This is a genomic window from Acidovorax sp. NO-1 (genome assembly GCF_000238595.1).
Taxonomy (GTDB): Bacteria; Pseudomonadota; Gammaproteobacteria; order Burkholderiales; family Burkholderiaceae_C; genus Acidovorax.
On sequence record NZ_AGTS01000012.1, the window covers coordinates 31123 to 56155 of the forward strand.

A 25033-nucleotide genomic window follows, 5' to 3' on the forward strand; every position below is an offset into this window, starting at 1 on the left:
CCACAGGCGTAGGCCCTGCCTCTGTATGGCTGTGGGGCATGTCTTACGAACCGTTGCGTGTGTTGCCCGAGCCTCTGTGTGACGGCCAAGGTCTGCCCCTCCTTCGGGAACTCTGACTTGCCGGGTGTCTCGATCAGAGGGCCACACCGTCCGGGTGCTTCGCTCAAGGCGCTGAGTCACCACCCATCCACACATCGCGAAGGTCGGACCTTTCTGGCCCCGCGCCCCGCCATTTCCGCTACAGCACAACGAAGAGGAGAGCACCCCGCATGCAGCCATCCACCTTTCTCACCTGGGTTCAGGAGACCACCTTCGCCGGAATACCGTTGTGGAGCCTTCTCGTGGCCGTAGCGGCCGCCACCGCCACCTATGTGGCCATACTGGTGGCCCTGTACCTGATCACACGCCGTGCCAAGGCATGGGCCACGCAGTCGCAAAGCGGCATGGCCATGACGGTGGTGGATGTGCTGAAGGGCACGAGCCGCACGCTGATGCTGGTGGTGGCGCTGCTTGTGGGCGCCAGCCTGCTGGACCTGCCCGGTCGGTGGGAGAGCCGCCTGAGTCAGTTGTGGTTTGTGGCAGTGGCATTGCAGATGGGGCTGTGGGGAATGCGCGCGATCGGCATCGGCGTGCGCCGCTACGTGCAACGGCACTCTTCCACCGGCATGACCCAGGTGAGCGCATCGGCCACGCTGATGTCCTGGGGCCTGCGCACGCTGCTGTGGAGCGTGGTGCTGCTGGCGATCTTGTCGAACGTGGGCGTCAACATCACGGCCTTCATCGCCAGCCTGGGGGTGGGCGGCATTGCTGTGGCCCTGGCGGTGCAGAACATTCTGGGCGACCTGTTTGCCTCACTTGCCATCGCAGTGGACAAGCCGTTTGAAGTGGGCGACTTTGTGGTGGTGGGCAGTGTGTCGGGCACGGTGCAGGTGATTGGCCTCAAGACCACCCGCATCCGGAGCCTGCAGGGCGAGCAGATCGTGATGTCGAACACCGACCTGCTCAAGCAGACCATCAGCAACTTCCGCATGCTGGAGCGCCGGCGCATCGTGTTCGGCTTCGGGGTGACCTACGACACCACACCCGAGCAGGCCGAGGCCATCCCGGGTATCGTGCGCAAGCTCATCGAGGCCCACCCCCAACTGCGTTTTGACCGCGCGCATTTCAAGGCGTTTGGTGCCAGCTCGCTCGACTACGAAGTGGTCTATATCGTCGAAGACCCGGCTTTCAGCGTCTACATGGACATGCAGCAGGCATTGAACCTCGGCCTGATGCGCGAGCTCAAGGCCTTGGGGGTGGAGTTTGCGTTCCCTACCCGCACGGTGCACATCGCCAGCGCCCCCGTGCAGGCACCCGCACCCGCGCCCGTGCCAGTGGCCACGGCTTCAGTCGCAGAGCAATCGGTGGGTAGCCGTTGAATCCCGGGTGTTCCGCGTCGCCGCGTGTGGGGCACGTAAAAAAAAAGCAGGTCGCCTTTGCAGGCGACCTGCTTGAACAGGGTAGTTGCTGTCAGCGCTTGTTCAACGCTCATCCGGGTGCGCGACGAAGAGGGTTGCCGTTGCGCACCGCGCTCAAGCATGGGGCCTGCCCCGCGTTCGCGCAAGGCGTGTTTACTTGGAGACCACGCGCACCATTTCCAGGCACTTGTTCGAATAGCCCCATTCGTTGTCGTACCAGCTGACGATCTTCACGAACGTGCCGTCCAGGGCGATGCCGGCGTCGGCGTCAAAGATCGAAGTGCGGGTGTCGCCACGGAAGTCGGTGGCCACCACCTTGTCTTCGGTGTAGCCCAGCACGCCCTTCAGGGCGCCTTCGGACTGGGCCTTCATCTCGGCCTTGATTTCTTCGTAGGTGGCAGCCTTGTCCAGCTCCACCGTCAGGTCCACCACCGACACGTCGGACGTGGGCACGCGGAAGGACATGCCGGTCAGCTTCTTGTTCAGCGCAGGGATCACCACGCCCACGGCCTTGGCAGCGCCGGTGCTCGAAGGAATGATGTTTTCCAGAATGCCGCGGCCGCCGCGCCAGTCCTTGTTGGACGGGCCGTCCACGGTCTTTTGTGTGGCGGTGGCTGCGTGCACGGTGGTCATCAGGCCGCGCTTGATGCCCCACTTGTCATTCAGCACCTTGGCCACGGGGGCCAAGCAGTTGGTGGTGCACGAGGCATTGGACACGATGGCCTGGCCAGCATACGTGTCGTGGTTCACGCCGAACACGAACATGGGGGTGTCGTCCTTGGAGGGGGCCGACAGGATGACCTTCTTGGCGCCGGCGTCGATGTGCTTTTGCGCGGTGACCTTGTCGAGGAACAGGCCGGTGGATTCGATCACCACGTCGGCGCCGACTTCGTTCCACTTCAGGTTGGAGGGGTCGCGCTCTTGCGTCAGGCGGATCTTCTTGCCATTGACGATCAGGGTGTTGCCCTCGACCGCCACGGTGCCCTTGAAGCGGCCGTGCACCGAGTCGTACTGCAGCATGTACGCGAGGTACTCAGGCTCCAGCAGGTCGTTGATGCCCACGACTTCGATGTCGCTGAAGTTCTGGATGGCCGAGCGCAGCACGTTGCGGCCGATGCGGCCGAAGCCGTTGATACCAATCTTGATGGTCATACTTTTCTCCAGGGTAGTGAAATGAATAGGGTCTGGCGCAATTTGAGTAGGCGCGCTGGTGTCACGCCTTGAGCCACTGGATGAGTCGTCTCACACCATTGGCTGGTTTAGGTGAAGTGCTTTCGCACAAAACGGCTTCAGTCCGGGTCTGTTCACGCAACTGGACAATTGCTTCATCCGCTGTCAGATGCCTGAGTGCGTGTGCGGAAGCCAAATGCTCCGAGCAAAAGTACGCGAGTCCCTGCGGATGCGACAACATGGCAGCGTCCGCCGGTTGGTAGTCTGCAAACGAAAGCCACTCGCCCCTGCGCGCCCCGGTCTCTTGGGTTGCGTGTATGCCGCACACGCTGCACTGGGCCGGGTTCATCTGGCGCGCTCCTCGGCAATCAGTCCCAGCACAGGGATGAACAGCCGGGGTGTTTCATGCAGCACGGATTTCACAAGCAAGTTGTGGATGAGCGCCGCTTCATAGGGGACCAGTGCAGAAGCTCCATACATGGGCGCAATTTCGGCAATGCTTTTGTAGGTTCCTTGAATGGCACCACTGAATTTTCCGCCGACGGTGCGGTCCATATAGCGCACTTGGCCCAATGCGTTGCGGAACGCGTAAATCGCGTGTCCGCCAATCACCTTGCCGGCCTGCTCCACCCGAACTGCCAGCATGAGTACGCTGCCGTCACGGGGCAGCAAGCGTTCGATGTCTCGGGCAGTGGCAACCTTGGTGACAGCACCAATTCTGGCGCCGAGCCGCTGCAGATATCCGATGCCGGTCGCTAGATTCGGGATCGTCCAAAGCGCGTTCATCGGCATTCCGAGTGCTTTGGCCAGGTCCTCAACCCCCACGAGCAAACGGCCATTGGTTGAGTGATGCAATTGGCGCAAAGCCTTTGCAGATGCCACCCAGAAACAATTGGGACCACCGGTGTCGGCAACGAATCGCGCGGCTGTGATTCCCTTCGTGGTCTTCAGGAAGCTAACGGCTTTGCCGACGGGAAAGACGGCAGCGAACCGCAGTGCATCAGTTCCCGCTCCACTGAGGGTCCCTTGTCTGAGACCATCGCCCAGACGCAGAAGGTCGACAAAGCCACCGCCAAAGGTCATCAGTGCCTTGGTCGCCGATGCTCCCACCATGGATCCTACGGAGTACTGCGAGTCCTCCACCCAGCGATCCAGAATCTGTTCGCTTTCCCCGCGCTGACGATCAAACCAATCGGCAGCCTCTGTAAGTACCCACATGTGCGTTCCGTTCAGCAGTACTTCGGCGTCCGTCTCTATCGGCGGCGCAACACCGCCAGCACGGTGGCCGCCACGTTCTCTTCGGTGAAGCCGAAGTGCTTGAACAGCACGGGCGCAGGTGCCGATTCGCCGTAGGTGTCGATCCCCACCACGGCAGCGCAGCCGTATTTCCACCAGCTGTCGGTCACGCCCATTTCCACGGCCACGCGGGGCACTCCGGCGGGCAGCACGCTGCTCTTGTACTTGGCGTCTTCGCGGTCGAAGGTGGTGGTGCTGGGCATGGAGACCACGCGCACCGGCACCTTCTTGTCGGCCAGCAGGCGCTGGGCTTTCAGGGCCAGCTGCACTTCGGAGCCGGTGGCGATGATCACGGCCACGGGCTTCTTCTTGATGCCCACGTCGGCAGGCTCGCTCAGCACGTAAGCGCCGCGCGAGATGTCGCCCAGGTTGCGCTTGGGCGCCAAAGCGGAAAGGTGCTGCAGGTTCTGGCGCGACAGTGCCAGCACGGTGGGCTTGTTGCGGTTACTCAGGGCCACGCTCCAGGCCACGGCGGTCTCGGCCGTGTCGGCCGGGCGCCACACGTCCAGGTTGGGGATCAGGCGCAGGCTGGCCACATGCTCGATGGACTGGTGCGTGGGGCCGTCTTCGCCCAGGCCGATGGAGTCGTGCGTGAACACGTGGATCACGCGCTGCTTCATCAGCGCAGCCATGCGGATGGCGTTGCGGCTGTAGTCGCTGAACGTGAGGAAGGTGCCGCCGTAGGGGATGAAGCCACCGTGCAACGCCACGCCGTTCATGATGGCCGCCATGCCGAATTCGCGCACGCCGTAGTTGATGTGGCGGCCGCCCACCTTGTCGCCATTCGCGGCTTCGGTCTTGACCACGGCGCCCTGCATGTCAAAGCGCAGGTTGGGCGTGCTCTTGGTGTTGGTGAGGTTGGATCCCGTCAGGTCGGCGCTGCCGCCCAGCAGTTCGGGCAGGGCGGCGGTGAAGGCTTCCAGCGCCAGCTGGCTGGCCTTGCGGCTCGCGACGGTCTCGCCCTTGGTGTGCGCGGCCACCACGGTGTCCACGGCCACTTGCGCAAAGTTGGCGGGCAGGTCGCCGTTCATGCGGCGCGTCAGCTCGGCAGCCAGCTCGGGGAAGGCCTTGCTGTAAGCAGCAAAGCGGTCGTTCCAGGCGGCTTCGGCCTTCTGGCCGTTGGACTTGGCGTCCCAGCTGGCGTACACGTCTTCAGGAATCACGAAGGGTTCGCTGCTCCAGCCCAGGGCTTCACGCGTCAGCGCGATCTCTTCAGCGCCCAGGGGCTCGCCATGGGCTTTGGCGGTGTTCACGCGGTTGGGGCTGCCCTTGCCGATGTGCGTCTTGCAGATGATGAGCGATGGGCGCTCGGACTGCTTCTTGGCTTCGGCCACCGCGTCGGCCACCTTGTCGGCGTCATGGCCGTCGATGGGGCCGATGACGTTCCAGCCGGCTGAGACAAAGCGCAGCGCGGTGTTGTCGGCAAACCAGGGCAGGACCTGGCCGTCGATGGAAATGCCGTTGTCGTCGTACAGCGCGACGAGTTTGTTGAGCTTCCACGCGCCTGCGAGCGAAATCGCCTCCTGGCTGATGCCTTCCATCAGGCAGCCGTCGCCCAGGAACACAAAGGTGTTGTGGTCGACCACGGCATGGCCTTCGCGGTTGAACTCGGCGGCGAGCAGCTTTTCGGCCAGCGCAAAGCCCACGGCGTTGGTGATGCCCTGGCCCAGCGGGCCAGTGGTGGTTTCCACGCCCGGGGTCACGCCCACTTCGGGGTGGCCGGCGGTCTTGCTGTGCAGCTGGCGGAAGTTCTTGAGCTCGCCAATGGGCAGGTTGTAGCCCGACAGGTGCAACAGCGCGTACAGCAGCATCGAGCCGTGGCCGTTACTCAGCACGAAACGGTCGCGGTCAAACCACTGCGGGTTGGTCGGGTTGTGCTTGAGGTGGCGGGCCCACAGGCCCACGGCCATGTCGGCCATGCCCATGGGGGCGCCGGGGTGGCCGGAATTGGCTTGTTGAACGGCGTCCATGGCCAATGCGCGGATCGCATTTGCCATCTGTTGGGATTGCTGGGTGTTGGCCATGGGGATGGGTTCAGGTGGGGGGTTCAGGGGAAACCCGGCATTTTACCGGGGCGGCTCCCGAGTCCCCGATTTGGCCACCGCGTGGCGGGCGCGCAGCAGCGATGCACTACAGTGCGGGCGATGCAAGGACTGCACCTGACCGCTGACCTCCATGGCTGCCGCTGCGCCCCCGCGTGGCTGCTGGACGCCGCCGCCCTGGGGCGCGCGTGCACGGATGCCGTGGTGCAGGCCGGGCTGCAGGCCGTGGGGGAGCTGGTCCATGGTTTCCCGCCGTCCGCCCATGGCCCGGGCGGCGTGACAGCGGCTGTCTTGCTGGCCGAGTCGCACCTGTGTGTGCACACCTGGCCCGAGCAGCGCGCCGTGACACTGGATGTGTATGTGTGCAATTTCGGCGCCGACCATTCGGACAAGGCGCACATGCTGATGGACGCGCTGCTCGCCCTGTTCGAGCCCACCACGGTGGAGCGCCATGCGCTGCAGCGCGGTGAAGTCAAGGCGGTGGCCGCATGAACGCCAGCACGCCGATGCACCCCCCGGTTCCCGCCCTGCTGCTGGCCGCTGGCCGGGGCGAACGCATGCGCCCGCTGACCGACCACACGCCCAAACCGCTGTTGCCAGTGCACGGCAAGCCCCTGCTGCAATGGTATCTGCAGGCGCTGTGCCAAGCCGGCGTGGAGCAGGTGGTGATCAACACCGCCTGGCTGGGTGAGCAGATCAGCAACCGCTTTTCAAGTGTTTTTGGGCTCCAGGGCTTACTGGATAAGCGCAAGCAGCTATCAATTTCATATTCTCACGAAGGGGTGGACTTTGGCGGCGCCCTGGAGACCGCCGGTGGCATTGCGCGGGCACTGCCCCGTCTTGGCCCGGTGTTCTGGCTGGCTGCTGGCGATGTATATGCGCCCGACTTTGTCTTTGACAGCGCGGCCGTGGAGGCCTTTGCTGCCAGCGGCCAGCTGGCCCATCTGTGGCTGGTACCCAACCCGGCACACAACCCGCGGGGTGACTTTGGCCTGTCGGCCCAGGGTCTGGCCTTGAACCTGCCCGCCGACGACCCCGCGCCGCGCTACACCTACAGCACCATCGCCCTTCTGCGCGCCGAGCTGTTCGCGCCGCCCTGGTGCGACATCGCCAGCGGCAACCCCGGTGGCGTCAAGGCGGCGCTGGCCCCCTTGCTGCGCCGGGCGATGGATGCGGGACGCGTGTCGGCATCGCTGTACACCGGCCGGTGGACGGACGTGGGAACACCCGAGCGTCTGGCGGACCTGAACCGGTAAGCCCGGTCGGTGCACTGCCCTATTGCGCAGCGGCAGGCGCCGTGGTGGCGTGGGCGGGCTCCAATGTGATGGGCGGCCCGTTCTCACAGGTGCGGAACAGCCACTGGCTGGGCAGAAACCGGGCATCCGGCCCGTCGGGGGCGGGCTTGCCCAGCTCGGCCTGCACGTCGTAGGGCACATGGGGCACCTGGAACAGCGCAATCTGGCCTTTTTTGCAGGCCAGGCCCGAGATGACCGTGTTCGGCACCCAGCTCTGGCTGGCGTTGTCATAGCGGTGCACCGGGCCCAGGTGCTGGTCCTGCGCCAGCTCCACCCGCGCAGGCAGGATCTGCAGCGCACTGGCCCACACCCCTGCCATCTCTACCGGTTGCGCAAAGCGCACGGCCTGCAGCCCGTGCAGCGCCAGCGGTCGGCCGGGCTCGCCCTTGTCGAACGGGTCGCTCCGGTTGATGAGGCTGCCGGCGGGGATGAGGATCTCGCCATACTGATAATCCTGCGGCAGCACAAACCGCTCGCGGCTGGCGCGGACCCCGGCGCTGTCCTGCCATGCCTGCTGCGCGCTGTGCGCCAGATAGAGTCGCACCCCCGTCCATGCATTGCACAGCAACGCCACGCCGATGAGAACCTGGACGGCACGGGGGGTGAGCAGCCACTTGTGCGGCAGGTCGATCCAGCGCACGTACACCGCATAAATCACCAGGCCGCTGGTCAGCAGCAGCCCCAACATGGGCAAAAGCGTGGCCAGAAAAAAGTGCAGCAGGGTTGAAAGCAGGACGGGCATGGGTTTTGGGGCGGGGCGGGTTTTTCCACCATTGGGCAGGTCGGTGCCAAGGCTGGCCAGAGTCTGCCACGGGTTGTACCGCTGCCTTTGCGCAGCGGTCCGGGGCGCTACCGGACGGTGTGGCGCTGCCCGGCAACGCCGCACACCACGAGGGAGATTGGCCCCCAGCCCGGCCCATGCGTCGCGGATGGCCCCAAAATGTGAGGATGAGCCCACAGACCTCCCCCTATGCACAGCGCCGCTCCCGCCTGGCTTCCCTGCTCGGTGAAGGCGGCATCGCCATCGTCCCCACTGCGCCCGAGCGCCCACGCAACCGCGACTCCGACTTCCTGTACCGCCACGACAGCTACTTTTATTACCTCACCGGTTTTACCGAGCCTGGCGCCTGCCTGGTGCTCACGCACGACGGACGCAGCACGCTGTTTTGCCAGCCCAAGGATCTGGAACGTGAAATCTGGGACGGCTATCGCCTGGGCCCGGCCGCTGCGCCCGCCACGTTAGGGGTGGATGCAGCGCATTCGATGGCCGAGATGGATACCTTGCTGCCTCGCCTGCTGGAAAACACCGGCTGCGTCTGGTACCCGTTCGCCACACACACCGGCCTGGCGGCGCGGGTGGAGGGCTGGCTCAACGTGGTGCGCGGGCGGGTGCGCTATGGCGCGATCTGCCCGGCAGAACAGAACGACGTTTGCACGCTGCTCGACGAGATGCGCCTGGTGAAGGACGCCCACGAGCAGGACATCATGCGCCGAGCCAGCGCCATCAGCGCGCAGGCCCACATCCGCGCCATGCAGCGCTCGGCCCGCATGCTGCGCGCAGGCGAGGATGTGCGCGAATACCACCTGGATGCAGAGCTGCTGTACGCCTTCCGCGAGGCCGGCTCCCAGTACCCGGCCTACAGCTCCATCGTGGCGGCGGGCGCCAACGCCTGCGTGCTGCACTACCGCGCCGACGCCGCGCCAGTGCGCGACGGCGAGCTGGTGCTGATCGACGCGGGCTGCGAACTCGATGGCTATGCCAGCGACATCACCCGCACCTTTCCCGCGAACGGAAAATACACCGGGCCCCAGCGCGCGCTGTACGACCTCGTGCTGGCCAGCCAGGACGCCGCCGTGGCGGCCACCCGGGCAGGGGCACGCTTCACGGACCCGCACGACGCCACCGTGGCCGTGCTGGCCCAGGGCATGCTGGACCTGGGCTTGCTCGACAAGAACAAGGTGGGCACGGCGCAGGACGTGATCGACAAGCGGGCCTACTTTCAGTTCTACATGCACCGCACCGGCCACTGGCTGGGCATGGACGTGCACGATTGCGGCAGCTATGTGGAGCCCGGCGAAGTGGGCCAGGTGAGCGAACGCAAGGACCCGTTGTCGGGGGAGACGATCACCAACCGCCCCAGCCGCATCCTGCGCCCCGGCATGGTGCTGACCATCGAGCCCGGCATCTACGTGCGCCCTGCCGACGGGGTGCCCGAGCAGTTCCACAACATCGGGATCCGCATTGAGGACGATGCCATCGTGACCGAGTCGGGCTGCGAGCTGATCACGCGCGGTGTACCGGTGAAGGCTGACGAGATCGAGGCGCTGATGCGATGAGCCAGCACAGGTGGCGCCTAGGCGCCCTGCTGTGGCTGCTGGGCATGCCGGGTGTGGTGGCTGTGGTGTGGGCGCTTGTGCCGCCGATGGCGGCCAACCAGGCCTTGCTGCCGCTGCCCCTGTGGGCGATGGTGCTGCTCAGCGGGCTGCAGACCGCCGTGCTGCTGGCCTTGTGCGTCGCGGCGGGCGTGTGGCTGGCACCCAAGGTAGGCCTGCGGGCCCCCGCTGCAGCGTACTGCGTCGCCGGTGAGCCCATCGGCCCTGCGCTGCGCGCCCAGGCGATGCCTGGCGCGCTGGGCGGTGTTGCTGGCGCCGTGTGGCTGTGGACCTTGGCGCTGGTGGCGCCTGCGGCTTTGCAGCCTTCGGACCCCGGGAGCGTGATGCCGCTGGTGGTCAAGCTGCTGTACGGGGGTATCACCGAAGAACTGCTGGTTCGCTGGGGCGTGATGACGCTTGTGCTGTGGGCAGGCTGGCGGGTGCTGCAGCGCGGACAGGGCCGTCCGGGCAATGCGCTGGTGGCAGCGGCGGTGCTGCTCAGTGCCGTACTGTTTGCGCTGGGACATTTGCCGGCCGCACAGGCCATGGCCGGGGAACTGACCCCGCCGGTGGTGGCATTCGTGCTGGTGGGCAACAGCGCATTCGGCCTGGTGGCGGGCTGGCTCTATGCGCGCCACGGCCTGGAGGCCGCCATCATCGCGCACTTGCTGGCGCATCTGCTGTCACACCCCCTGCTCTGAACGACGGTCGGAGCTGCGCTGACTCCCCGGGTAACCCGGTGGTAACCGCTTCGTGTGAAAATTGAAACTCGATTACATCCCCAGAAGAAAGAGACAGACCATGCCAACCCGCCGCGCCACCAAGATTGTTGCCACCCTGGGCCCCGCCTCCAGCGACCCGGCACTGCTGGAGGCGATGATCCGTGCGGGGGTGAACGTGGTGCGCCTGAACTTCAGCCACGGCAAGGCGCAGGACCACATTGACCGCGCTGCCACGGTGCGCGCAGCCGCCCAGCGCGCGGGCCGCGAGGTGGCCATCATGGCCGACCTGCAGGGCCCCAAGATCCGCGTGGGCAAGTTTGCCGAGGGGAAGGTTCTGCTGGAGTCGGGCGCCCAGTTTGTGCTGGATGCATCACGCACCGAGCTGGGCGACATCCATGGCGTGGGGCTTGATTACAAGGAGCTGCCGCGTGACGTGAAGGCAGGCGACCTGCTGCTGCTCAACGACGGCCTCATCGTGCTCACCGTGGATGCCGTGCGCGGCGAAGAGGTGCACACCACCGTCAAGGTGGGTGGTGAGCTGTCGAACAACAAGGGCATCAACAAAAAGGGTGGCGGCCTCACGGCACCGGCCCTCACGGCCAAGGACATGGAAGACATCCGCACGGCCATGAGCTTCCAGGCCGACTATGTGGCGGTGAGCTTTCCCAAGAACGCTACCGATATGGAAATGGCGCGCCAGCTGTGCAATGTGGCGGCCTCCGAGTACCGCCACAAGCCCGGCCTGATCGCAAAGATCGAACGCGCCGAAGCCATACCGCACCTCGAAGCCATCCTGCGCGTGAGCGACGGGATCATGGTGGCGCGTGGCGACCTGGCGGTGGAGGTGGGCAACGCGGCCGTGCCCGCGCTGCAAAAGAAGATGATCCGCATGGCGCGCGAGCTGGACAAGGTCGTGATTACCGCCACGCAGATGATGGAGAGCATGATCACCAACCCTGTGCCGACGCGCGCTGAGGTGAGTGACGTGGCCAATGCCGTGCTGGACGGCACCGACGCCGTGATGCTGAGCGCCGAGACGGCCGCAGGCCGCTACCCGCTCGAAACCGTGGAAGAGATGGCCACCATCTGCGCGGCTGCGGAAGCGGCGGAAGACCACCAGCTCGATGCCGACTTCACCGGCCAGACCTTTGGCCGCATCGACCAGTCGATTGCCATGGGGGCGCTGTTCACGGCCCACCATCTGGGCGCCAAGGCCATCGTGGCGATGACCGACAGCGGCGCCACGGCGCTATGGATGAGCCGGCACAGCATCAGCATCCCCATTTATGCGTTGACCCCCAAGGTCGCCACCCAGCGCAAGATGGCCATGTACCGCAACGTACGTCCTTTGCTCATGGATACCAGCGCAGACCGCGACACCGCGCTGGAACAGGCGGAGCGCCACTTGAAAAACCGCAACATCGTCCAAAAGGGCGACGTCTACGCCATCACCTGCGGGGAACCCATGGGCGCCCCGGGCGGGACCAACATGCTCAAGATCTGCGTGGCGGGCTGAGCTGCAGGGCAGAGCGCCTACCGAACACCACTAGGGGCAAGCGGTGGGCGTGTTGGTGCTGGCGAAATGCGGAAAGCGTGGGCGCAATGCGGTGGCCGCCAGGTCGCAGAGCCAGCCGGTGGTCCAGCACAGCCAGCCTGTCCATAGCGTGTGGCTCATGAAATGCGCGCCGCGCACCTGCTGGGCGGCACCCAATACAAACCCCGCCAGCAACGCGCCCGCCAGCCACCAGCGCGCGGGCGTAGGCGCCTTGTGGCGCAATGCAAAGTAGCCGCCCAGAAAAGCGAATCCGGCCGATGCATGGCCCGCCGGGAAGCAGCGCCCGCTGCCGCCGTCGAGCACGCCCAGCGCCCAGTGCGACACGTGGCGTGCCACGCCGCCAAACTGCGCCAGGTCCCAGGGACAACTGGTGGCGCTGAGGTTTTTGGTGATACTGACCACGGCCAGCGAGAGCAGGGCGCTTACGGCCATCTGCAGGCGTTCACTGGCGTCCAGCTTTTGCAGGAAGCCACGTGGCCACCACACGCTCAAGGCCAGCAGCAGCACCAGCAGCCATCCCACGCGGCGGGCGCCTTCATGCAGCACCTGCACAAAAAACCATTGGTCCCGCATTGGAAATCCGTCAGACGAGCCGAACACCTGGGCCAATGCCAGGTCTTGCCCTGCGGCATCCCACGCCACCACACAGACCAGGGCGCCCAAGGTCCAGAACAGCAACTTGTGCCGATGTGGCGGGGAGGATGGGGTGAGTGGCGAACGCTGCATGCACCGGAAGTTAGACGGCCGCACTTAACACCGCCTTAAAACCACGTTCTGCCCCTGTTCCCGTGCGGTCCGGACGGGCTGCGACAATGCCTGCATGCGAATACTCGTGGTCGAAGACGATGCGGGCATAGCCAGTGGCCTGCGCAGCAACCTGCAGCAGCGCGGCTATGCGGTGGATGTCAGTGACGGCGTCGCCAGCGCCTGGAGCGCCCTGCGTGCCGAACGTTTTGACGCCGTGCTGCTGGACCTGGGGCTGGTGGACGGTGACGGCAGCGAACTGCTCAGGCGCCTGCGCCTGAGCCCGCCCGCCACCGGGGCCGCGTCGCCCGCCTTGCCGGACCCCGCTACGCCCGTGCTCATCGTCACGGCACGCGACCAGGTGCACCAGCGCATTGCCGGGCTGGACCAGGGCGCCGACGACTACCTGACCAAACCGTTTGATGTGGATGAGCTCGACGCACGCCTGCGGGCGCTGCTGCGGCGCGCGGCGGGGCGGGCGTCGCCCACCATCCGCCTGGGCGATATCGAGCTGGACCCCGCGACCCGCACGGTACGCCAGCAAGGCAAACCCGTGGAGGTGTCGCCGCGCGAGTTTTCGGTGCTGCTGGTACTGCTGGAGGCGCGTGGCCGGGTGCTGTCGCGCCAGCAGATCGAGGAGCGCCTGTACAGCTGGGATGCCGCGGTGGAGAGCAACGCGGTCGAGGTCCACATCCACCACCTGCGCCGCAAGCTGGGCAGTGCATGCATCCAGACCATGCGCGGGGTGGGTTACTTCATGCCGCAGGAGAAGCACGCGTGAACGCGCCTGCCGGCCGTCGCCCGGCGCCGGGGCGCCGCCCATCGCTCACCCGGCAGCTGCTGCTGTGGTCGCTGGGCGCGCTGGCCATGGTCTGGGGCAGCTTCGTTTTCATCGGCTACCAGACCGGTGTGCATGAGGCCGATGAGCTGACCGACGGGCACCTGGCCAGCGTGGCCGCGCTGCTGCTCAACCTGCGGGCGACCGAGGCCATGGAGGGCCCAAAACGCACCGAGCGCAGCCCCATGCCCTGGCTCAAGTCGCACGACTACCAGCAGACCATCAGCGTGGTGCAGTGGGATGCGCAGGGGCGGATGCTTTCCATCACGGGCTCGGTGCCCGAGCCGCCTTTCAGCGACGCCGAAGGGTTTGCCAACCTGACGCTCGGTCCTGACAAGGTGGTCTGGCGCAGTTTCTCGCAATGGGATGCCGCGCGTACCCGCAAGATCATCGTGATGGTGGAGCTGCGCGAGCGGGACGAGCTGGCGGATGACATTGCCGGGCAACTCATCGAGCCCGGTCTGTGGTTGCTGCCCGTGGTGTCCCTGGCCCTGGGGTTGGCACTCTGGCGCGGCTTGCGGCCGTTGTATGCGCTGTCGGCCGATGTGGCGGCGCTGGACCCGGCCAGTGCCCAGCGCCTGGCCTCGCGCCATGCCTGGAGCGAGTTCGAGTCGGTGGTGGCGTCGATCAACACCTTGCTGGACCGCCAGCAGGTCGCCATGGTGCGTGAGCGCCGCCTGGCCAATGAAGTGGCCCACGAACTGCGCACGCCGCTGTCCTCCATCACCCTGCAGGCCAGTGCCCTGGCGGGGGAACTGACGGAAGATGCCCGGGCCCAGGCCCTGGCGCGCATCGGCCAGGATGCCCTGCGCGCAGGCCATGTGCTCAACCAGCTGCTGGCCCTGGCCCGCGCCAGCCGGGCTGAGCTGCACGAAGCCAAGGCGCCCGCGGACCTGAGCGCGCTGGCGCGGTCGGTGTGCGCCGACTATGCCCAGGCGGCATGGAAACGGGGCGACGACCTGGCCCTGTCAGCCCCGCCCGCGCTCACCGTGCACGGCCATGCGGTGCTGCTGGACATTGCGCTGCGCAATCTGGTGGAAAACGCGCTCAAGCACACGCCCGACGGCACCCAGATCGCGGTCCAGCTGGGCTCCGCCACCGACGGTGGCGCGTGGCTCCAAGTGTGTGACGACGGGGCTCGCCAACAGGCGGGTGGCACGGCCGGCCGCACGGCAGTGGTGCCGGTGGACAGCCTGCATCTGGGGCATGAAATCCTGCGTCGCGTGGCGGATATTCACGGGGGGCACTTTGGTGCAGTCCCTGCGCCTGCGCCCTTTACCACCTGCTACCGGCTGGATTTGCCCGGGCACCCAGCGCCCCACGCCGGTTAAAATTGCCGGTTACCAAGCGGTTACCACCGCATTGCGAGGCGTCCGGCGCCTCCCCCATCAACCCTGAACGGACACCACGACCATGCCCCTCGTTTCGATGCGCGAACTGCTCGACCATGCCGCCGCCAACAGCTACGGCATTCCCGCTTTCAACGTCAACAACCTGGAACAGGTTCAGGCCGTGATGGCCGCTGCAGACGAAGTCGGTGCGCCTGTCATCCTGCAGGCGAGCGCCGGCGCACGCAAGTACGCGGGCGAGCCCTTCATCAAGCACCTCATTCAGGCTGCGGTCGAGGCCTTCCCGCACATCCCGCTCGTCATGCACCAGGACCACGGCACCTCGCCCAAGGTCTGCCAGGGTGCGATCGACTTGGGCTTTGGCTCGGTGATGATGGACGGCTCGCTGATGGAAGACGGCAAGACGCCTTCGTCCTTCGACTACAACGTCGAGGTGACGCGCAAGGTGGTGGACATGGCGCACAAGGTGGGCGTCACGGTCGAAGGCGAACTGGGCTGCCTGGGCAACCTGGAAACCGGCGAGGCCGGTGAAGAAGACGGTATTGGCGCCGAAGGCAAGCTCGACCACAGCCAGATGCTGACCGACCCCGAAGAGGCCGCCGTGTTCGTGAAAGCCACGCAGCTGGACGCACTGGCCATTGCCATCGGCACCAGCCACGGTGCCTACAAGTTCAGCCGCAAGCCCACGGGCGACATCCTGGCCATCAGCCGCGTGAAGGAAATCCACAAGCGCATCCCCAACACCCACCTGGTGATGCACGGTTCCTCCTCGGTACCCGCCGAACTGCTGGCCATCATCAACCAGTACGGCGGCAAGATGAAGGAAACCTACGGTGTGCCGGTTGAGGAAATCCAGGAAGCCATCAAGCACGGCGTGCGCAAGATCAACATCGACACCGACATCCGTCTGGCCATGACCGGCGCGGTGCGCAAGTTCCTGTTCGAGAACCCCGACAAGTTTGACGCCCGTGAATGGCTCAAGCCTGCCCGCGAAGCCGCCAAGCAGGTCTGCAAGCAGCGGTATCTGGAATTTGGCTGCGAAGGCCAGGGCAGCAAGATCAAGGGCCTGAGCCTGCAGGCCGTAGCGGCCCAGTACGCCTCGGGTGCGCTGGCCCAAGTGGTGAACTGATCACTGCGGCAGCGTCCCGTCAGGCCTGGTTGCTCTCAGCGACCAGGCTTTTTTTTGCCTGGGCAGCAGGCCCGCTGGGGAGTTCCCTCTACATCAGACAAAGGCGACAGCCATAAGAGTTTCTTCATGTAAGCTCGCGGTCAGCTTGTGCCGGGGCTCGCATCATGGGGCCGTGCAAGGCCTGCGCTGAACTGGTGACAGGGTTGGACACATTGCACGGTATTTCGAAATGCCTGGCATGAACGCCATGGGATGATTGACGCGAATCTGCATAAACCTATCTCTATGACCTTGATGATTTCGAAATTCTGGCGGGTGATGTCCCTCGCGATGGCGGCTCTCACGGTTGCGTGTGCACCGCTGAGCGTTCCGCCCAAGGAAGAATATCCGGTGGGCCGCGCTCGTCTTGCTTTGCCACCGGGTGCATGGCAGGACCTGGGTACTTCCAACGAGTCCGTGACGGGCCCGGGCGGTGCCAGCATGGGGCTGCAAACCCGCGCTGTGGGGCTGCGTGGTGCGCAGGGCGATTGGCAGGCCGTGTTGCGCGTGCAGACCAACCGCACCAAGGACCTTCTCGGATCGCCGGCCGGGGTGGGCCATTGCCCTCCCCAGCAGGATGTCACCGTGGAAGATGCCACCGCCGGCAGCCCGGTGCGCGCGGATTGTCTGCGCCTCAAGCGGTGGGGCAGCAGCGCGCAATGGCTGGAAAAGAACCGGCCAGACCTCGTGGAGTGGCTGCGCAGCCACCAGATCGCGCTCAACGTTCCGTACTCCCATGTGAATTACCGTTACGTCACGGAAGCGGGCGTCTGGGTGACCGTGGATGCGCTGGTGGACCAGCGGTTGCTGCGCCCCAAAACCCGCAACAACGAAGAGTTTCTGGTTGCCGGGCGGCCTGCGTTGCAATGGGGGCAGGACCTGGCCCACGCTGCGCGCATGAGCGTCGGAATGATGGACGGCTATCTCGCCATTCCGCCGTTCCCGTTCCCTGCACCCGATTCCAGTCCTTGAGGCACGCCACTCCCCATGGCCTGGCGGCCTTGCACAACGATTTCAAAACTCGAGGAGACCTCTGATGCAGACAAGCCCAGTCCCGCAGCCGCAGCGTATCGGCGTGCCAAGGGAAACCTTTCCCGGCGAGAAGCGCGTGGCCACCGTGCCCGATGTGGTGGAGAAGCTGATCAAGCTGGGCTTTTCTGTCACGGTGGAGTCTGGGGCTGGGGATGCTGCCAACTTCAGTGACGACGCTTACCGCGCCGCGGGCGCCGAAATCGCGTCTGACGCAGCCAGGCTGTGGTCGGCATCCGACATCGTCTTCAAGGTGCGCCCGCCCAGCAGCGAAGAAGTCGCGCTGATGCGCGAGGGCACCACGCTGGTCGATTTCATCTGGCCCGCCCAGAACCCCGAGCTGATGCAGCAGCTGGCGGCCCGCAACGCCACGGTGCTGGCCATCGACTGCCTGCCTCGCACCCTGAGCCGGGCCCAGAAGATGGATGCACTGACTTCCACGGCCGGTGTCTCGGGCTACCGTGCTGTCATTGAGGCGGCCAATGCCTTTGGTCGCTTCTTCAATGGACAGATCACGGCCGCAGGCAAGGTGCCGCCGGCCAAGGTGTTCATTGCAGGCGCTGGCGTGGCGGGTCTTGCGGCCATTGGCACGGCGGCCAATCTGGGCGCCATTGTGCGCGCCAACGACACGCGCGCCGAGGTTGCCGACCAGGTCAAGTCGCTGGGCGGTGAGTTCGTCAAGGTGGACTACGAGGAAGAAGGCTCGGGCGGCGGCGGCTACGCCAAGGTCATGAGCGAGGGTTTCCAGGCAGCGCAGCGCCAGATGTACGCCGAGCAGGCCAAGGATGCCGACATCATCATCACCACCGCGCTGATCCCGGGAAAGCCCGCGCCCAAGCTCATCACGGCCGAAATGGTGCAGAGCATGAAGCCCGGCAGCGTGATCGTGGACATGGCCGCCGAGCAGGGAGGCAACTGCGAACTCACGGTGCCCGGCGAGGCCGTGGTGCGCCATGGCGTGACCATCGTCGGCTACACCGACCTGGCCTCGCGCCTGGCCAAGCAGTCTTCCACGCTGTATGCCACCAACCTGCTGCGCCTGACCGAAGAGCTGTGCAAGGCGAAGGACGGCGTGGCCGTGGTCAACATGGAGGACGACGCGATCCGCGGCCTCACCGTGGTCAAGGACGGCGCCATCACGTGGCCTGCCCCACCGCTCAAGCAGGCAGCGGCACCGGCGCCCAAGGTGTCCGCTGCTCCCGTAGCGGTCAAAAAATCGAGCCATGGCCCTGGTGAGCCCATGTCCGCCAAGACGCTGACCATCGTGTTTGCCGTGCTCGCCGTGCTGTTCTGGGCCATTGGTGCCTATGCGCCCGTGGCCTTCCTGGGGCACTTCACCGTGTTCGTGCTCGCCTGTTTTATCGGCTACATGGTGGTGTGGAACGTCACACCCGCGCTGCACACGCCGCTCATGAGCGTGACCAATGCCATCTCCAGCATCATTGCCATCGGTGCGCTGGTGCAGATCGCCCCGCCGGACGCGGGCATCAACGGGCGCCCAGATGGTCTGATTCTCTGGCTGGCCTTCGCTGCGCTGGTGCTCACGGCTGTCAACATGTTCGGCGGCTTTGCGGTCACGCGCCGCATGCTCGCCATGTTCCGCAAATAACAACGACAACAACGAGGAAAGACGAACATGTCCCCAAGTCTTGCCACCGTCGCCTATCTCGGCGCGGCCATTCTTTTCATCCTCAGCCTGGGCGGGCTCTCCAACCCCGAGACCTCGCGCCGCGGCAATCTGTTCGGCATGGTCGGCATGGCGCTGGCCGTGCTCGCCACCGTATTCGGCCCGCGTGTCAGCCCCTCGGGCATCGCCTGGATCGTGGGCGCGCTGGTGATTGGCGGCGGCATCGGCCTGTATGCCGCCAGGGTCGTCAAGATGACGCAGATGCCCGAGCTGGTCGCTCTCATGCACAGCCTGGTGGGCCTGGCGGCCTGCCTCGTGGGTTTTGCCAGCTATGTGGACACCTCGATCCAGCTGCAAGGTGTGGAAAAAACCATCCACGAAGTTGAAATCTACGTCGGTATCCTGATCGGCGCCGTCACGTTCTCGGGCTCGCTCATCGCCTTTGGCAAGCTCAACGGCAAGATCGGCGGCAAGCCGCTGCTGCTGCCCGCGCGCCATTGGCTCAACCTTGCAGGCTTGCTGGTGGTGATCTGGTTTGGCCGCGAGTTTCTGCGGGCCGAAACCATCGAGCAGGGCATGCTGCCGCTGGTCGTGATGACCGTGATCGCCCTGCTGTTCGGCATCCACATGGTGATGGCCATTGGCGGTGCCGACATGCCGGTGGTGGTGTCCATGCTCAACAGCTACTCGGGCTGGGCGGCCGCCGCCACGGGCTTCATGCTGTCCAACGATTTGCTCATCGTCACCGGTGCGCTGGTGGGCTCCTCGGGCGCCATCCTGTCCTACATCATGTGCAATGCGATGAACCGCAACTTCATCAGCGTGATCGCGGGCGGCTTTGGCTCAGGTGCTGGCACACCCGCCAAGAAGGGTGATGCAGCCGAGCCGCAGGGCGAGGCCGTGCCCGTCAGCTCCGCCGAAACCGCCGAGCTGCTGCGCGAGGCCAAGAGCGTCATCATCGTTCCCGGTTACGGCATGGCCGTGGCCCAGGCCCAGCACACGGTCAACGAGATCACCCAGACCCTGCGCGCAAAAGGCGTCAATGTGCGCTTTGGCATCCACCCGGTAGCGGGCCGCATGCCGGGCCACATGAACGTGCTGCTGGCCGAGGCCAAGGTGCCCTACGACATCGTGATGGAAATGGACGAGATCAACGAGGACTTCCCCGATACCGACGTGGTGATGGTCATCGGCGCCAACGACATCGTGAACCCCAGCGCGCTGGATGACCCTTCCAGCCCCATCGCCGGCATGCCGGTGCTGGAAGTGTGGAAGGCCCGTACCTCGATCGTGATGAAACGCTCCATGGCCTCGGGCTATGCGGGCGTGGACAACCCTTTGTTTTACAAGGACAACAACCGCATGCTGTTTGGCGATGCCAAGAAAATGCTCGACGAGGTCCTCGCCGCGCTCAAGGGCTGACGGGCATAATTGCCCAGTAGAAAAAGCACGACCGTGCTGAAAAATCGACACGGTTCTCATGACACCCATAAAACCGATAGGAGACAACGCAAATGAATGATCGCCCCTGGCTGAGTGCATATCCGCAAGGCGTGCCTGCCGACATCGACACCTCGCAGTACCCTTCCCTGGTGGCGCTGATGGACGAGGCCTTCACCAAGTACGCCAACCGTGTGGCCTACAGCTTCATGGGCAAGGACGTGACCTACGGCCAGACCGACTCGCTCTCCAGCGCGTTTGCGGCCTACCTGCAGGGTCTGGGTCTGGTCAAGGGCGACCGCGTTGCCATCATGATGCCCAATGTGCCGCAGTACCCGGTCACCGTGGCCGCCATCCTGCGCGCGGGCTTTGTGGTGGTCAACGTGAACCCGCTGTACACACCGCGTGAGCTGGAGCACCAGCTCAAGGACTCGGGCGCCAAGGCCATCGTCATCATCGAAAACTTTGCCGCCACCCTGCAAAGCTGCATTGCCAACACACCCGTCAAGCACGTGGTGCTGGCCGCCATGGGCGACCAGCTGGGCCTGCTCAAGGGCGCCCTTGTCAACTACGTGGTGCGCAACGTCAAGAAGATGGTGCCCGCCTACAACCTGCCAGGCGCCGTGCGCTTCAATGAGGCGGTGGCCCAGGGCACGCGCGGCACGCTCAAGAAGCCCGACATCAAGCCCGACGACATTGCGCTCTTGCAGTACACCGGCGGCACCACGGGCGTGAGCAAGGGCGCCGTGCTGCTGCACCGCAACGTGATTGCCAACGTGCTCCAGTCTGAAGCCTGGAACGCCCCGGTGATGAAGAAGGTGCCGGAAAACGAGCAGCCCACCAGCATCTGCGCGCTGCCGCTGTACCACATCTTCGCGTTCACCGTGAACATGATGCTGAGCATGCGCACGGGCGGCAAGACCATCCTGATCCCCAACCCGCGCGACCTGCCGGCCGTGCTCAAGGAACTGTCCAAGCACACGTTCCACAGCTTCCCGGCCGTCAACACACTGTTCAACGGGCTGGCCAACCACCCCGATTTCAACACCGTCAACTGGAAGAACCTCAAGGTCTCGGTGGGCGGTGGCATGGCCGTGCAGGGCGCCGTGGCCAAGCTGTGGCTCGAGAAGACCGGCTGCCCCATCTGCGAAGGCTATGGCCTGTCGGAGACCAGCCCCTCGGCCAGCTGCAACCCGGTTACTGCCAAGGAATTCACCGGCACCATTGGCGTGCCGATTCCCGGCACCTGGATGAAGCTGCTGGACGACGAAGGCAACGAAGTCACCACCCTCGGCCAGCCTGGCGAGATCGCCATCAAGGGCCCGCAGGTGATGGCGGGCTACTGGCAGCGCCCCGACGAGACCGCCAAGGTCATGACCGATGACGGCTACTTCAAGTCTGGCGACATCGGCATCATGGATGAGCGCGGTTACTTCAAGATCGTGGACCGCAAGAAGGACATGGTGCTGGTCAGCGGCTTCAACGTGTACCCCAACGAGGTCGAGGAAGTGGTGGCCAACTGCCCCGGCGTGCTCGAATGCGCCGTGGTGGGCGTGCCCGACGAGAAGAGCGGCGAAGCCGTCAAGCTCGTGATCGTGAAGAAAGACCCGTCGCTGACCGAAGCACAGGTCAAGGAGTTCTGCAAGGCCAACCTCACGGGCTACAAGCAGCCCAAGGTGATCGAGTTCCGTACCGAGCTGCCCAAGACCCCGGTGGGCAAGATCCTGCGCCGCGAGCTGCGGGATAAAAAGTGAGCATCCCCCTGAGCCGCTTCGCGGCTTCCCCCTTCTCTCGATGCGCTGCGCGCAGCGGGAAGGGGGACGACGCCAGCGCGGCGGGGCGGCCCTTGCGCGGCGTCCGCTGGTCTGGGGTGTGCCAGTTTTAACCATATGGCGCAGTGACTACCGCCATCCTCAGCGCCCTGCCCGACGAACAAAGCACCCTGGTCGCCCACCTCGTCCACCCGCAGCGCCTGATGCATGCGGGACGTGCCTTCTGGCGCGGCGAACTGGCTGGCCGCGCGGTGGTGCTGGCCCTCTCGGGCATTGGCAAGGTGGCGGCGGCCACCACGGCCACGGCGCTGATCGAGCGGTTTGGCGTGGCGCGCGTGGTGTTCACCGGTGTGGCGGGGGGCGTGGGCGATGGCGTGAACGTGGGCGACGTGGTGGTGGCGCAGGACTACCTCCAGCACGACATGGACGCCTCGCCGCTGTTTCCGCGCTGGGAGGTGCCGGGCTACGCGCGCAGCCGACTGGTCTGTGACGCCCCGCTGTCTGCTCTGCTTTTAGGAGCAGCTAGCGCTTGTGTATCAAGCGCTAGCGGCCAATTTGACCTAAATAACCTAGTGCCAGGCGGCACCCGGGGCGCCGCGCACCGCGCCCACCACGGCCTGATTGCCAGCGGGGACCGTTTTGTCTCAGCCGCTGACGAGGCCCACCGCCTGCGCACCACATTGCGCGACGCCGGCCACGACGTGCTGGCCGTGGAAATGGAAGGCGCCGCCGTCGCCCAGGTGTGCCACGACTACGGCATCCCCTTCGCCGCTGTGCGTACCATCTCCGACCGCGCCGACGACACCGCGCACGTGGACTTCCCCCGCTTTGTGCAGACCGTAGCCAGCCGCTACGCAGAACACATGGTGCTGGCGTTTCTGCAGAAACTATGAAATTAATAGCTGCTAGCGCTTGATGGATAAGCGCTAGAGGGCAATTTGACTCATATTTTGCGTTGAAGTAATCGACGAAGCGATCCCCCGCCCCGCCCCGGCTTCGACAGGCTCAGCCCGAACGGTCGGGGGTGACGGGCAGCCATGGCGCCTCTACCAGTGTTCTGCCCCGCGCCGTGAAACTGGCGCGCCCCAATACCAGCGCCACCGCGGATCCGGTTTCGCCGGTCCACTGGAGGCGTCCCCCTCAGGGGGAAGGCGCGCAGCGCCACAGGGGGAACCTATTTAAGCCAGCCGCGCTTGCGGAAGTACCACATGGGCCCCAGCGCGCTGGCCACCATCAGCCCGAGGGCATACGGATACCCCAGCGCCCAGTCCAGCTCGGGCATGAACTTGAAGTTCATGCCATACACGCTGGCGATCAGCGTGGGCGGCAGCAGCGCCACGCTGGCCACCGAGAAGATCTTGATGATCTTGTTCTGGTTGATGTTGATGAAACCGACCGTGGCGTCCATCAGGAAGTTGATCTTGTCGAACAGGAACGCCGTGTGGTTGTCCAGCGACTCGATGTCGCGCAGGATCTGGCGGGCTTCCTCGAACTGCTCGGAGTTGAGCATCTTGGAGCGCATCATGAAGCTCACCGCGCGGCGGGTGTCCATCACGTTGCGGCGGATGCGGCCGTTCAAGTCTTCCTGGCGCGCGATGGCGGCCAGCACTTCACCGGCGCGGGTGTCGGTCACGTCTCCGGCCAGCACCTGCTTGCTCACCTGCTCGAGCTCGTCATAGATGTTCTCCAGCGTGTCGGCCGAATATTCGGCATCGGCATCGAACAGCTTGAGCAGCACTTCCTTGGCGTCTTCAATCAGCCCCGGTGCGCGGCGCGCGCGCATGCGCAGCAGGCGGAACACCGGCACGTCTTCGTCGTGGATGGAAAACAGCACGCCCCGGCTCTTGAGGTTGGCGTTGTGCTGGTTGAGGATGAAAGCCACGCGCACCGAGCGGGGGTCTTCGTCGTCGTCGATCAGGAAGTCGCTGCGGATGTGCAGCTCGCCGTTGTCTTCCTCGTAGAAGCGGGCGGATTCCTCGATGTCCTCGTCCATCGCATCCTCGGGGATGGACAGGCCGTAGTGCTGCTTGATCCAGCGTTTTTCTTCGAGCGTGGGGGCTTCCAGGTCCACCCAGATCGGCTGGAAGCGGGTCAGCTCTTCCAGGGACTCGATTTCTTCCTGAAACAGCCGGCCATTGGCGAGCGTGAAGATGTTGAGCATGGGCTCACTCCCTTGTTATATGGCGTCTGCGGTGCAGGGGCATGGGGTGCTTTCAACCCCCCGCAGCATGCAGGCCGGGGAGCTGAAAGCTACCAACTGGGGTAGGTTTCCAAGGAGCTGTCTCCGTATAAATGGGCAAGCGGCGGATTATGGCACCGCGTGGTGGCGAAGGGATGACAGCGGTGTGCGTTCGCCGCGTCAGCCACCCCGCGCAGCGGGTGTGGTGCGCACCGTGGCCAGCGCACGGCACAGGTCGGCCCAGGCTGCCGCCTTGTTGTCCTGTGATCGCAGCAGGAACGCAGGGTCGTAGGTCACCACGGCCGGGCAGCCAGCCACCTGGTGAGGTTCTGCGCGCAGGCGGCCCAGGGGCTCGGTGCGGCCCAGCGCTGCGCGGGCGGCCACGTGGCCGAGAACGAGCACCATCGCGGGGCCCAGCACCGTCACCGTGTCGGCCAGTGCTGCGGCGATGTCGGTACCCCCGTTGTCACTGCCCGGCCCAGCACGCTCCAGCGCTGCCAGAAAGACGCGCGGATGGCGGTGAAGTTGCAGGGCGCGCAGCATGTTGTCCAGCAGACGCCCGGCGTCCCCGCCCAGCGGGTCCGCAGGGGTCAGGCTTTCGGTCACGATGAGCCAGCCTGCGCCCAACCCGGCAGGCACCTGGGCTGGGTCGGCGCCGGGGTACAGCGCCTGGGCGGGGTGCAGCCGGAGCGCGGGTGCGGCGGCGGCGGCCGCAGGGGACGCGGGTGATGCGGTTCGTACAGGCGCCGGGGCCGCAGGGCGCACAGAAGCGGGTGCTGCGGGCTGTGGCATGGCTGCGGTTGGCGCGGGAGCCCCCCGCGCAGGGCCCGGGTGGCCCAGGCCCACGGCTGCAGCGGTCTCCGCAGGAACCGGGGCCCACACGGTAATACCCATTTCTTGCAGCATGGCACGTTGTCGTGCATTGAGGTGAAGGCTCATACGGTCGGGTGCAGGATGGTGAGCGGTTGGGGGGGCGG

Annotated in this window: 21 protein-coding genes; 14 read left to right on the top strand and 7 right to left on the bottom strand. The window is 65.4% G+C overall.

Annotation, left to right across the window (positions count from 1 at the left end; translation table 11 throughout):
* The first annotated feature begins 269 nt into the window (after positions 1-269).
* A complete protein-coding gene (locus KYG_RS01135) occupies positions 270-1418 on the top strand; it encodes a mechanosensitive ion channel family protein (RefSeq protein WP_008902958.1) in 1149 nt (382 codons plus the stop codon).
* Positions 1419-1610: 192 nt separating this feature from the next.
* On the opposite strand, the gene gap is transcribed toward KYG_RS01135, so the two are convergent.
* The 3 genes from gap to tkt form a co-directional block, all read right to left on the bottom strand.
* Positions 1611-2609 carry a type I glyceraldehyde-3-phosphate dehydrogenase gene (gene gap, locus KYG_RS01140; RefSeq protein WP_008902959.1) on the bottom strand — a complete coding sequence of 333 codons (999 nt, stop codon included), beginning with the start codon at positions 2607-2609 and terminating at the stop codon, positions 1611-1613.
* A 363-nt stretch (positions 2610-2972) separates the two neighbouring features.
* Positions 2973-3845: a hypothetical protein gene (locus tag KYG_RS01145; RefSeq protein WP_008902961.1), complete on the bottom strand. Its 873-nt coding sequence runs from the start codon at positions 3843-3845 to the stop codon at positions 2973-2975.
* A gap of 35 nt (positions 3846-3880) precedes the next feature.
* Positions 3881-5947, bottom strand: coding sequence for a transketolase (gene tkt, locus KYG_RS01150; RefSeq protein WP_008902962.1), 2067 nt, complete (start codon positions 5945-5947; stop codon positions 3881-3883).
* Between the two features lie 120 nt (positions 5948-6067).
* Here tkt and KYG_RS01155 point away from each other — a divergent pair, with 120 nt between their 5' ends.
* Together KYG_RS01155 and KYG_RS01160 are read left to right on the top strand one after the other, a co-directional pair.
* Positions 6068-6457, top strand: coding sequence for an S-adenosylmethionine decarboxylase family protein (locus KYG_RS01155; RefSeq protein ID WP_008902963.1), 390 nt, complete (start codon positions 6068-6070; stop codon positions 6455-6457).
* Positions 6454-7221 (top strand): nucleotidyltransferase family protein, encoded by a 768-nt coding sequence (locus tag KYG_RS01160; protein ID WP_008902964.1) that lies wholly within the window; start codon positions 6454-6456, stop codon positions 7219-7221. Before KYG_RS01155 ends, KYG_RS01160 begins: the two co-directional genes overlap by 4 nt.
* A gap of 19 nt (positions 7222-7240) precedes the next feature.
* Here KYG_RS01160 and KYG_RS01165 read toward each other — a convergent pair whose 3' ends face one another.
* On the bottom strand, positions 7241-8002 hold the full coding sequence (locus KYG_RS01165) for a hypothetical protein (protein WP_008902965.1): 762 nt from the start codon (positions 8000-8002) through the stop codon (positions 7241-7243).
* Positions 8003-8208: 206 nt separating this feature from the next.
* Between KYG_RS01165 and KYG_RS01170 the strand changes: the two genes are divergently transcribed.
* The 3 genes from KYG_RS01170 to pyk all read left to right on the top strand — a co-directional run bounded on the left by KYG_RS01170 (position 8209) and on the right by pyk (position 11871).
* Positions 8209-9597, top strand: coding sequence for an aminopeptidase P N-terminal domain-containing protein (locus KYG_RS01170; RefSeq protein ID WP_008902966.1), 1389 nt, complete (start codon positions 8209-8211; stop codon positions 9595-9597).
* Positions 9594-10334, top strand: coding sequence for a CPBP family intramembrane glutamic endopeptidase (locus KYG_RS01175; protein ID WP_008902967.1), 741 nt, complete (start codon positions 9594-9596; stop codon positions 10332-10334). Before KYG_RS01170 ends, KYG_RS01175 begins: the two co-directional genes overlap by 4 nt.
* Positions 10335-10434: 100 nt before the next feature.
* Complete coding sequence (gene pyk / locus KYG_RS01180; RefSeq protein WP_008902968.1) at positions 10435-11871, top strand: pyruvate kinase; 1437 nt, start codon at positions 10435-10437, stop codon at positions 11869-11871.
* 30 nt (positions 11872-11901) lie between these two features.
* Here pyk and KYG_RS01185 read toward each other — a convergent pair whose 3' ends face one another.
* Positions 11902-12636 carry a phosphatase PAP2 family protein gene (locus KYG_RS01185; RefSeq protein ID WP_034692534.1) on the bottom strand — a complete coding sequence of 245 codons (735 nt, stop codon included), beginning with the start codon at positions 12634-12636 and terminating at the stop codon, positions 11902-11904.
* A gap of 94 nt (positions 12637-12730) precedes the next feature.
* Here KYG_RS01185 and KYG_RS01190 point away from each other — a divergent pair, with 94 nt between their 5' ends.
* From KYG_RS01190 to KYG_RS01225, 8 genes are all read left to right on the top strand, one after another.
* Positions 12731-13435: a response regulator transcription factor gene (locus tag KYG_RS01190; protein ID WP_034692537.1), complete on the top strand. Its 705-nt coding sequence runs from the start codon at positions 12731-12733 to the stop codon at positions 13433-13435.
* Entirely contained in the window at positions 13432-14823 is a 1392-nt protein-coding gene (locus KYG_RS01195; RefSeq protein WP_008902971.1) for a two-component sensor histidine kinase, read from the top strand. Before KYG_RS01190 ends, KYG_RS01195 begins: the two co-directional genes overlap by 4 nt.
* Positions 14824-14905: 82 nt before the next feature.
* Entirely contained in the window at positions 14906-15970 is a 1065-nt protein-coding gene (gene fba, locus KYG_RS01200) for a class II fructose-bisphosphate aldolase (protein WP_008902972.1), read from the top strand.
* A gap of 285 nt (positions 15971-16255) precedes the next feature.
* Complete coding sequence (locus tag KYG_RS01205) at positions 16256-16981, top strand: hypothetical protein (protein WP_008902973.1); 726 nt, start codon at positions 16256-16258, stop codon at positions 16979-16981.
* Between the two features lie 64 nt (positions 16982-17045).
* The gene (locus tag KYG_RS01210; protein WP_008902974.1) at positions 17046-18647 is read left to right on the top strand and encodes a Re/Si-specific NAD(P)(+) transhydrogenase subunit alpha; all 1602 of its coding nucleotides are present in this window, start codon (positions 17046-17048) and stop codon (positions 18645-18647) included.
* Between the two features lie 27 nt (positions 18648-18674).
* Complete coding sequence (pntB, locus tag KYG_RS01215) at positions 18675-20087, top strand: Re/Si-specific NAD(P)(+) transhydrogenase subunit beta (protein WP_008902975.1); 1413 nt, start codon at positions 18675-18677, stop codon at positions 20085-20087.
* Between the two features lie 92 nt (positions 20088-20179).
* Positions 20180-21859: a long-chain-fatty-acid--CoA ligase gene (locus KYG_RS01220; RefSeq protein ID WP_008902976.1), complete on the top strand. Its 1680-nt coding sequence runs from the start codon at positions 20180-20182 to the stop codon at positions 21857-21859.
* Positions 21860-22002: 143 nt separating this feature from the next.
* Entirely contained in the window at positions 22003-22770 is a 768-nt protein-coding gene (locus KYG_RS01225; RefSeq protein ID WP_008902977.1) for a 5'-methylthioadenosine/adenosylhomocysteine nucleosidase, read from the top strand.
* Positions 22771-23051: 281 nt separating this feature from the next.
* Here the strand turns inward: KYG_RS01225 and corA are convergent, their stop codons facing one another.
* Positions 23052-24038 carry a magnesium/cobalt transporter CorA gene (corA, locus tag KYG_RS01230; protein ID WP_008902978.1) on the bottom strand — a complete coding sequence of 329 codons (987 nt, stop codon included), beginning with the start codon at positions 24036-24038 and terminating at the stop codon, positions 23052-23054.
* Between the two features lie 198 nt (positions 24039-24236).
* Complete coding sequence (locus KYG_RS01235) at positions 24237-24995, bottom strand: uracil-DNA glycosylase family protein (RefSeq protein WP_034692541.1); 759 nt, start codon at positions 24993-24995, stop codon at positions 24237-24239.
* Positions 24996-25033: the final 38 nt, after the last annotated feature.

What these genes read in the sequence shown, in the direction of transcription:
- pyk (WP_008902968.1), top strand. Translation starts at nt 10,435, where the DNA reads ATGCCAACCCGCCGCGCCACCAAGATTGTTGCCACCCTGGGCCCCGCC.
- KYG_RS01235 (WP_034692541.1), bottom strand. Translation starts at nt 24,995, where the DNA reads ATGAGCCTTCACCTCAATGCACGACAACGTGCCATGCTGCAAGAAATG.
- KYG_RS01210 (WP_008902974.1), top strand. Translation starts at nt 17,046, where the DNA reads ATGCAGACAAGCCCAGTCCCGCAGCCGCAGCGTATCGGCGTGCCAAGG.
- KYG_RS01190 (WP_034692537.1), top strand. Translation starts at nt 12,731, where the DNA reads ATGCGAATACTCGTGGTCGAAGACGATGCGGGCATAGCCAGTGGCCTG.
- KYG_RS01205 (WP_008902973.1), top strand. Translation starts at nt 16,256, where the DNA reads ATGACCTTGATGATTTCGAAATTCTGGCGGGTGATGTCCCTCGCGATG.
- gap (WP_008902959.1), bottom strand. Translation starts at nt 2,609, where the DNA reads ATGACCATCAAGATTGGTATCAACGGCTTCGGCCGCATCGGCCGCAAC.
- KYG_RS01185 (WP_034692534.1), bottom strand. Translation starts at nt 12,636, where the DNA reads ATGCAGCGTTCGCCACTCACCCCATCCTCCCCGCCACATCGGCACAAG.
- KYG_RS01145 (WP_008902961.1), bottom strand. Translation starts at nt 3,845, where the DNA reads ATGTGGGTACTTACAGAGGCTGCCGATTGGTTTGATCGTCAGCGCGGG.
- KYG_RS01165 (WP_008902965.1), bottom strand. Translation starts at nt 8,002, where the DNA reads ATGCCCGTCCTGCTTTCAACCCTGCTGCACTTTTTTCTGGCCACGCTT.
- KYG_RS01175 (WP_008902967.1), top strand. Translation starts at nt 9,594, where the DNA reads ATGAGCCAGCACAGGTGGCGCCTAGGCGCCCTGCTGTGGCTGCTGGGC.
- KYG_RS01220 (WP_008902976.1), top strand. Translation starts at nt 20,180, where the DNA reads ATGAATGATCGCCCCTGGCTGAGTGCATATCCGCAAGGCGTGCCTGCC.
- KYG_RS01160 (WP_008902964.1), top strand. Translation starts at nt 6,454, where the DNA reads ATGAACGCCAGCACGCCGATGCACCCCCCGGTTCCCGCCCTGCTGCTG.
- KYG_RS01135 (WP_008902958.1), top strand. Translation starts at nt 270, where the DNA reads ATGCAGCCATCCACCTTTCTCACCTGGGTTCAGGAGACCACCTTCGCC.
- fba (WP_008902972.1), top strand. Translation starts at nt 14,906, where the DNA reads ATGCCCCTCGTTTCGATGCGCGAACTGCTCGACCATGCCGCCGCCAAC.
- corA (WP_008902978.1), bottom strand. Translation starts at nt 24,038, where the DNA reads ATGCTCAACATCTTCACGCTCGCCAATGGCCGGCTGTTTCAGGAAGAA.
- KYG_RS01170 (WP_008902966.1), top strand. Translation starts at nt 8,209, where the DNA reads ATGAGCCCACAGACCTCCCCCTATGCACAGCGCCGCTCCCGCCTGGCT.
- pntB (WP_008902975.1), top strand. Translation starts at nt 18,675, where the DNA reads ATGTCCCCAAGTCTTGCCACCGTCGCCTATCTCGGCGCGGCCATTCTT.
- tkt (WP_008902962.1), bottom strand. Translation starts at nt 5,947, where the DNA reads ATGGCCAACACCCAGCAATCCCAACAGATGGCAAATGCGATCCGCGCA.
- KYG_RS01155 (WP_008902963.1), top strand. Translation starts at nt 6,068, where the DNA reads ATGCAAGGACTGCACCTGACCGCTGACCTCCATGGCTGCCGCTGCGCC.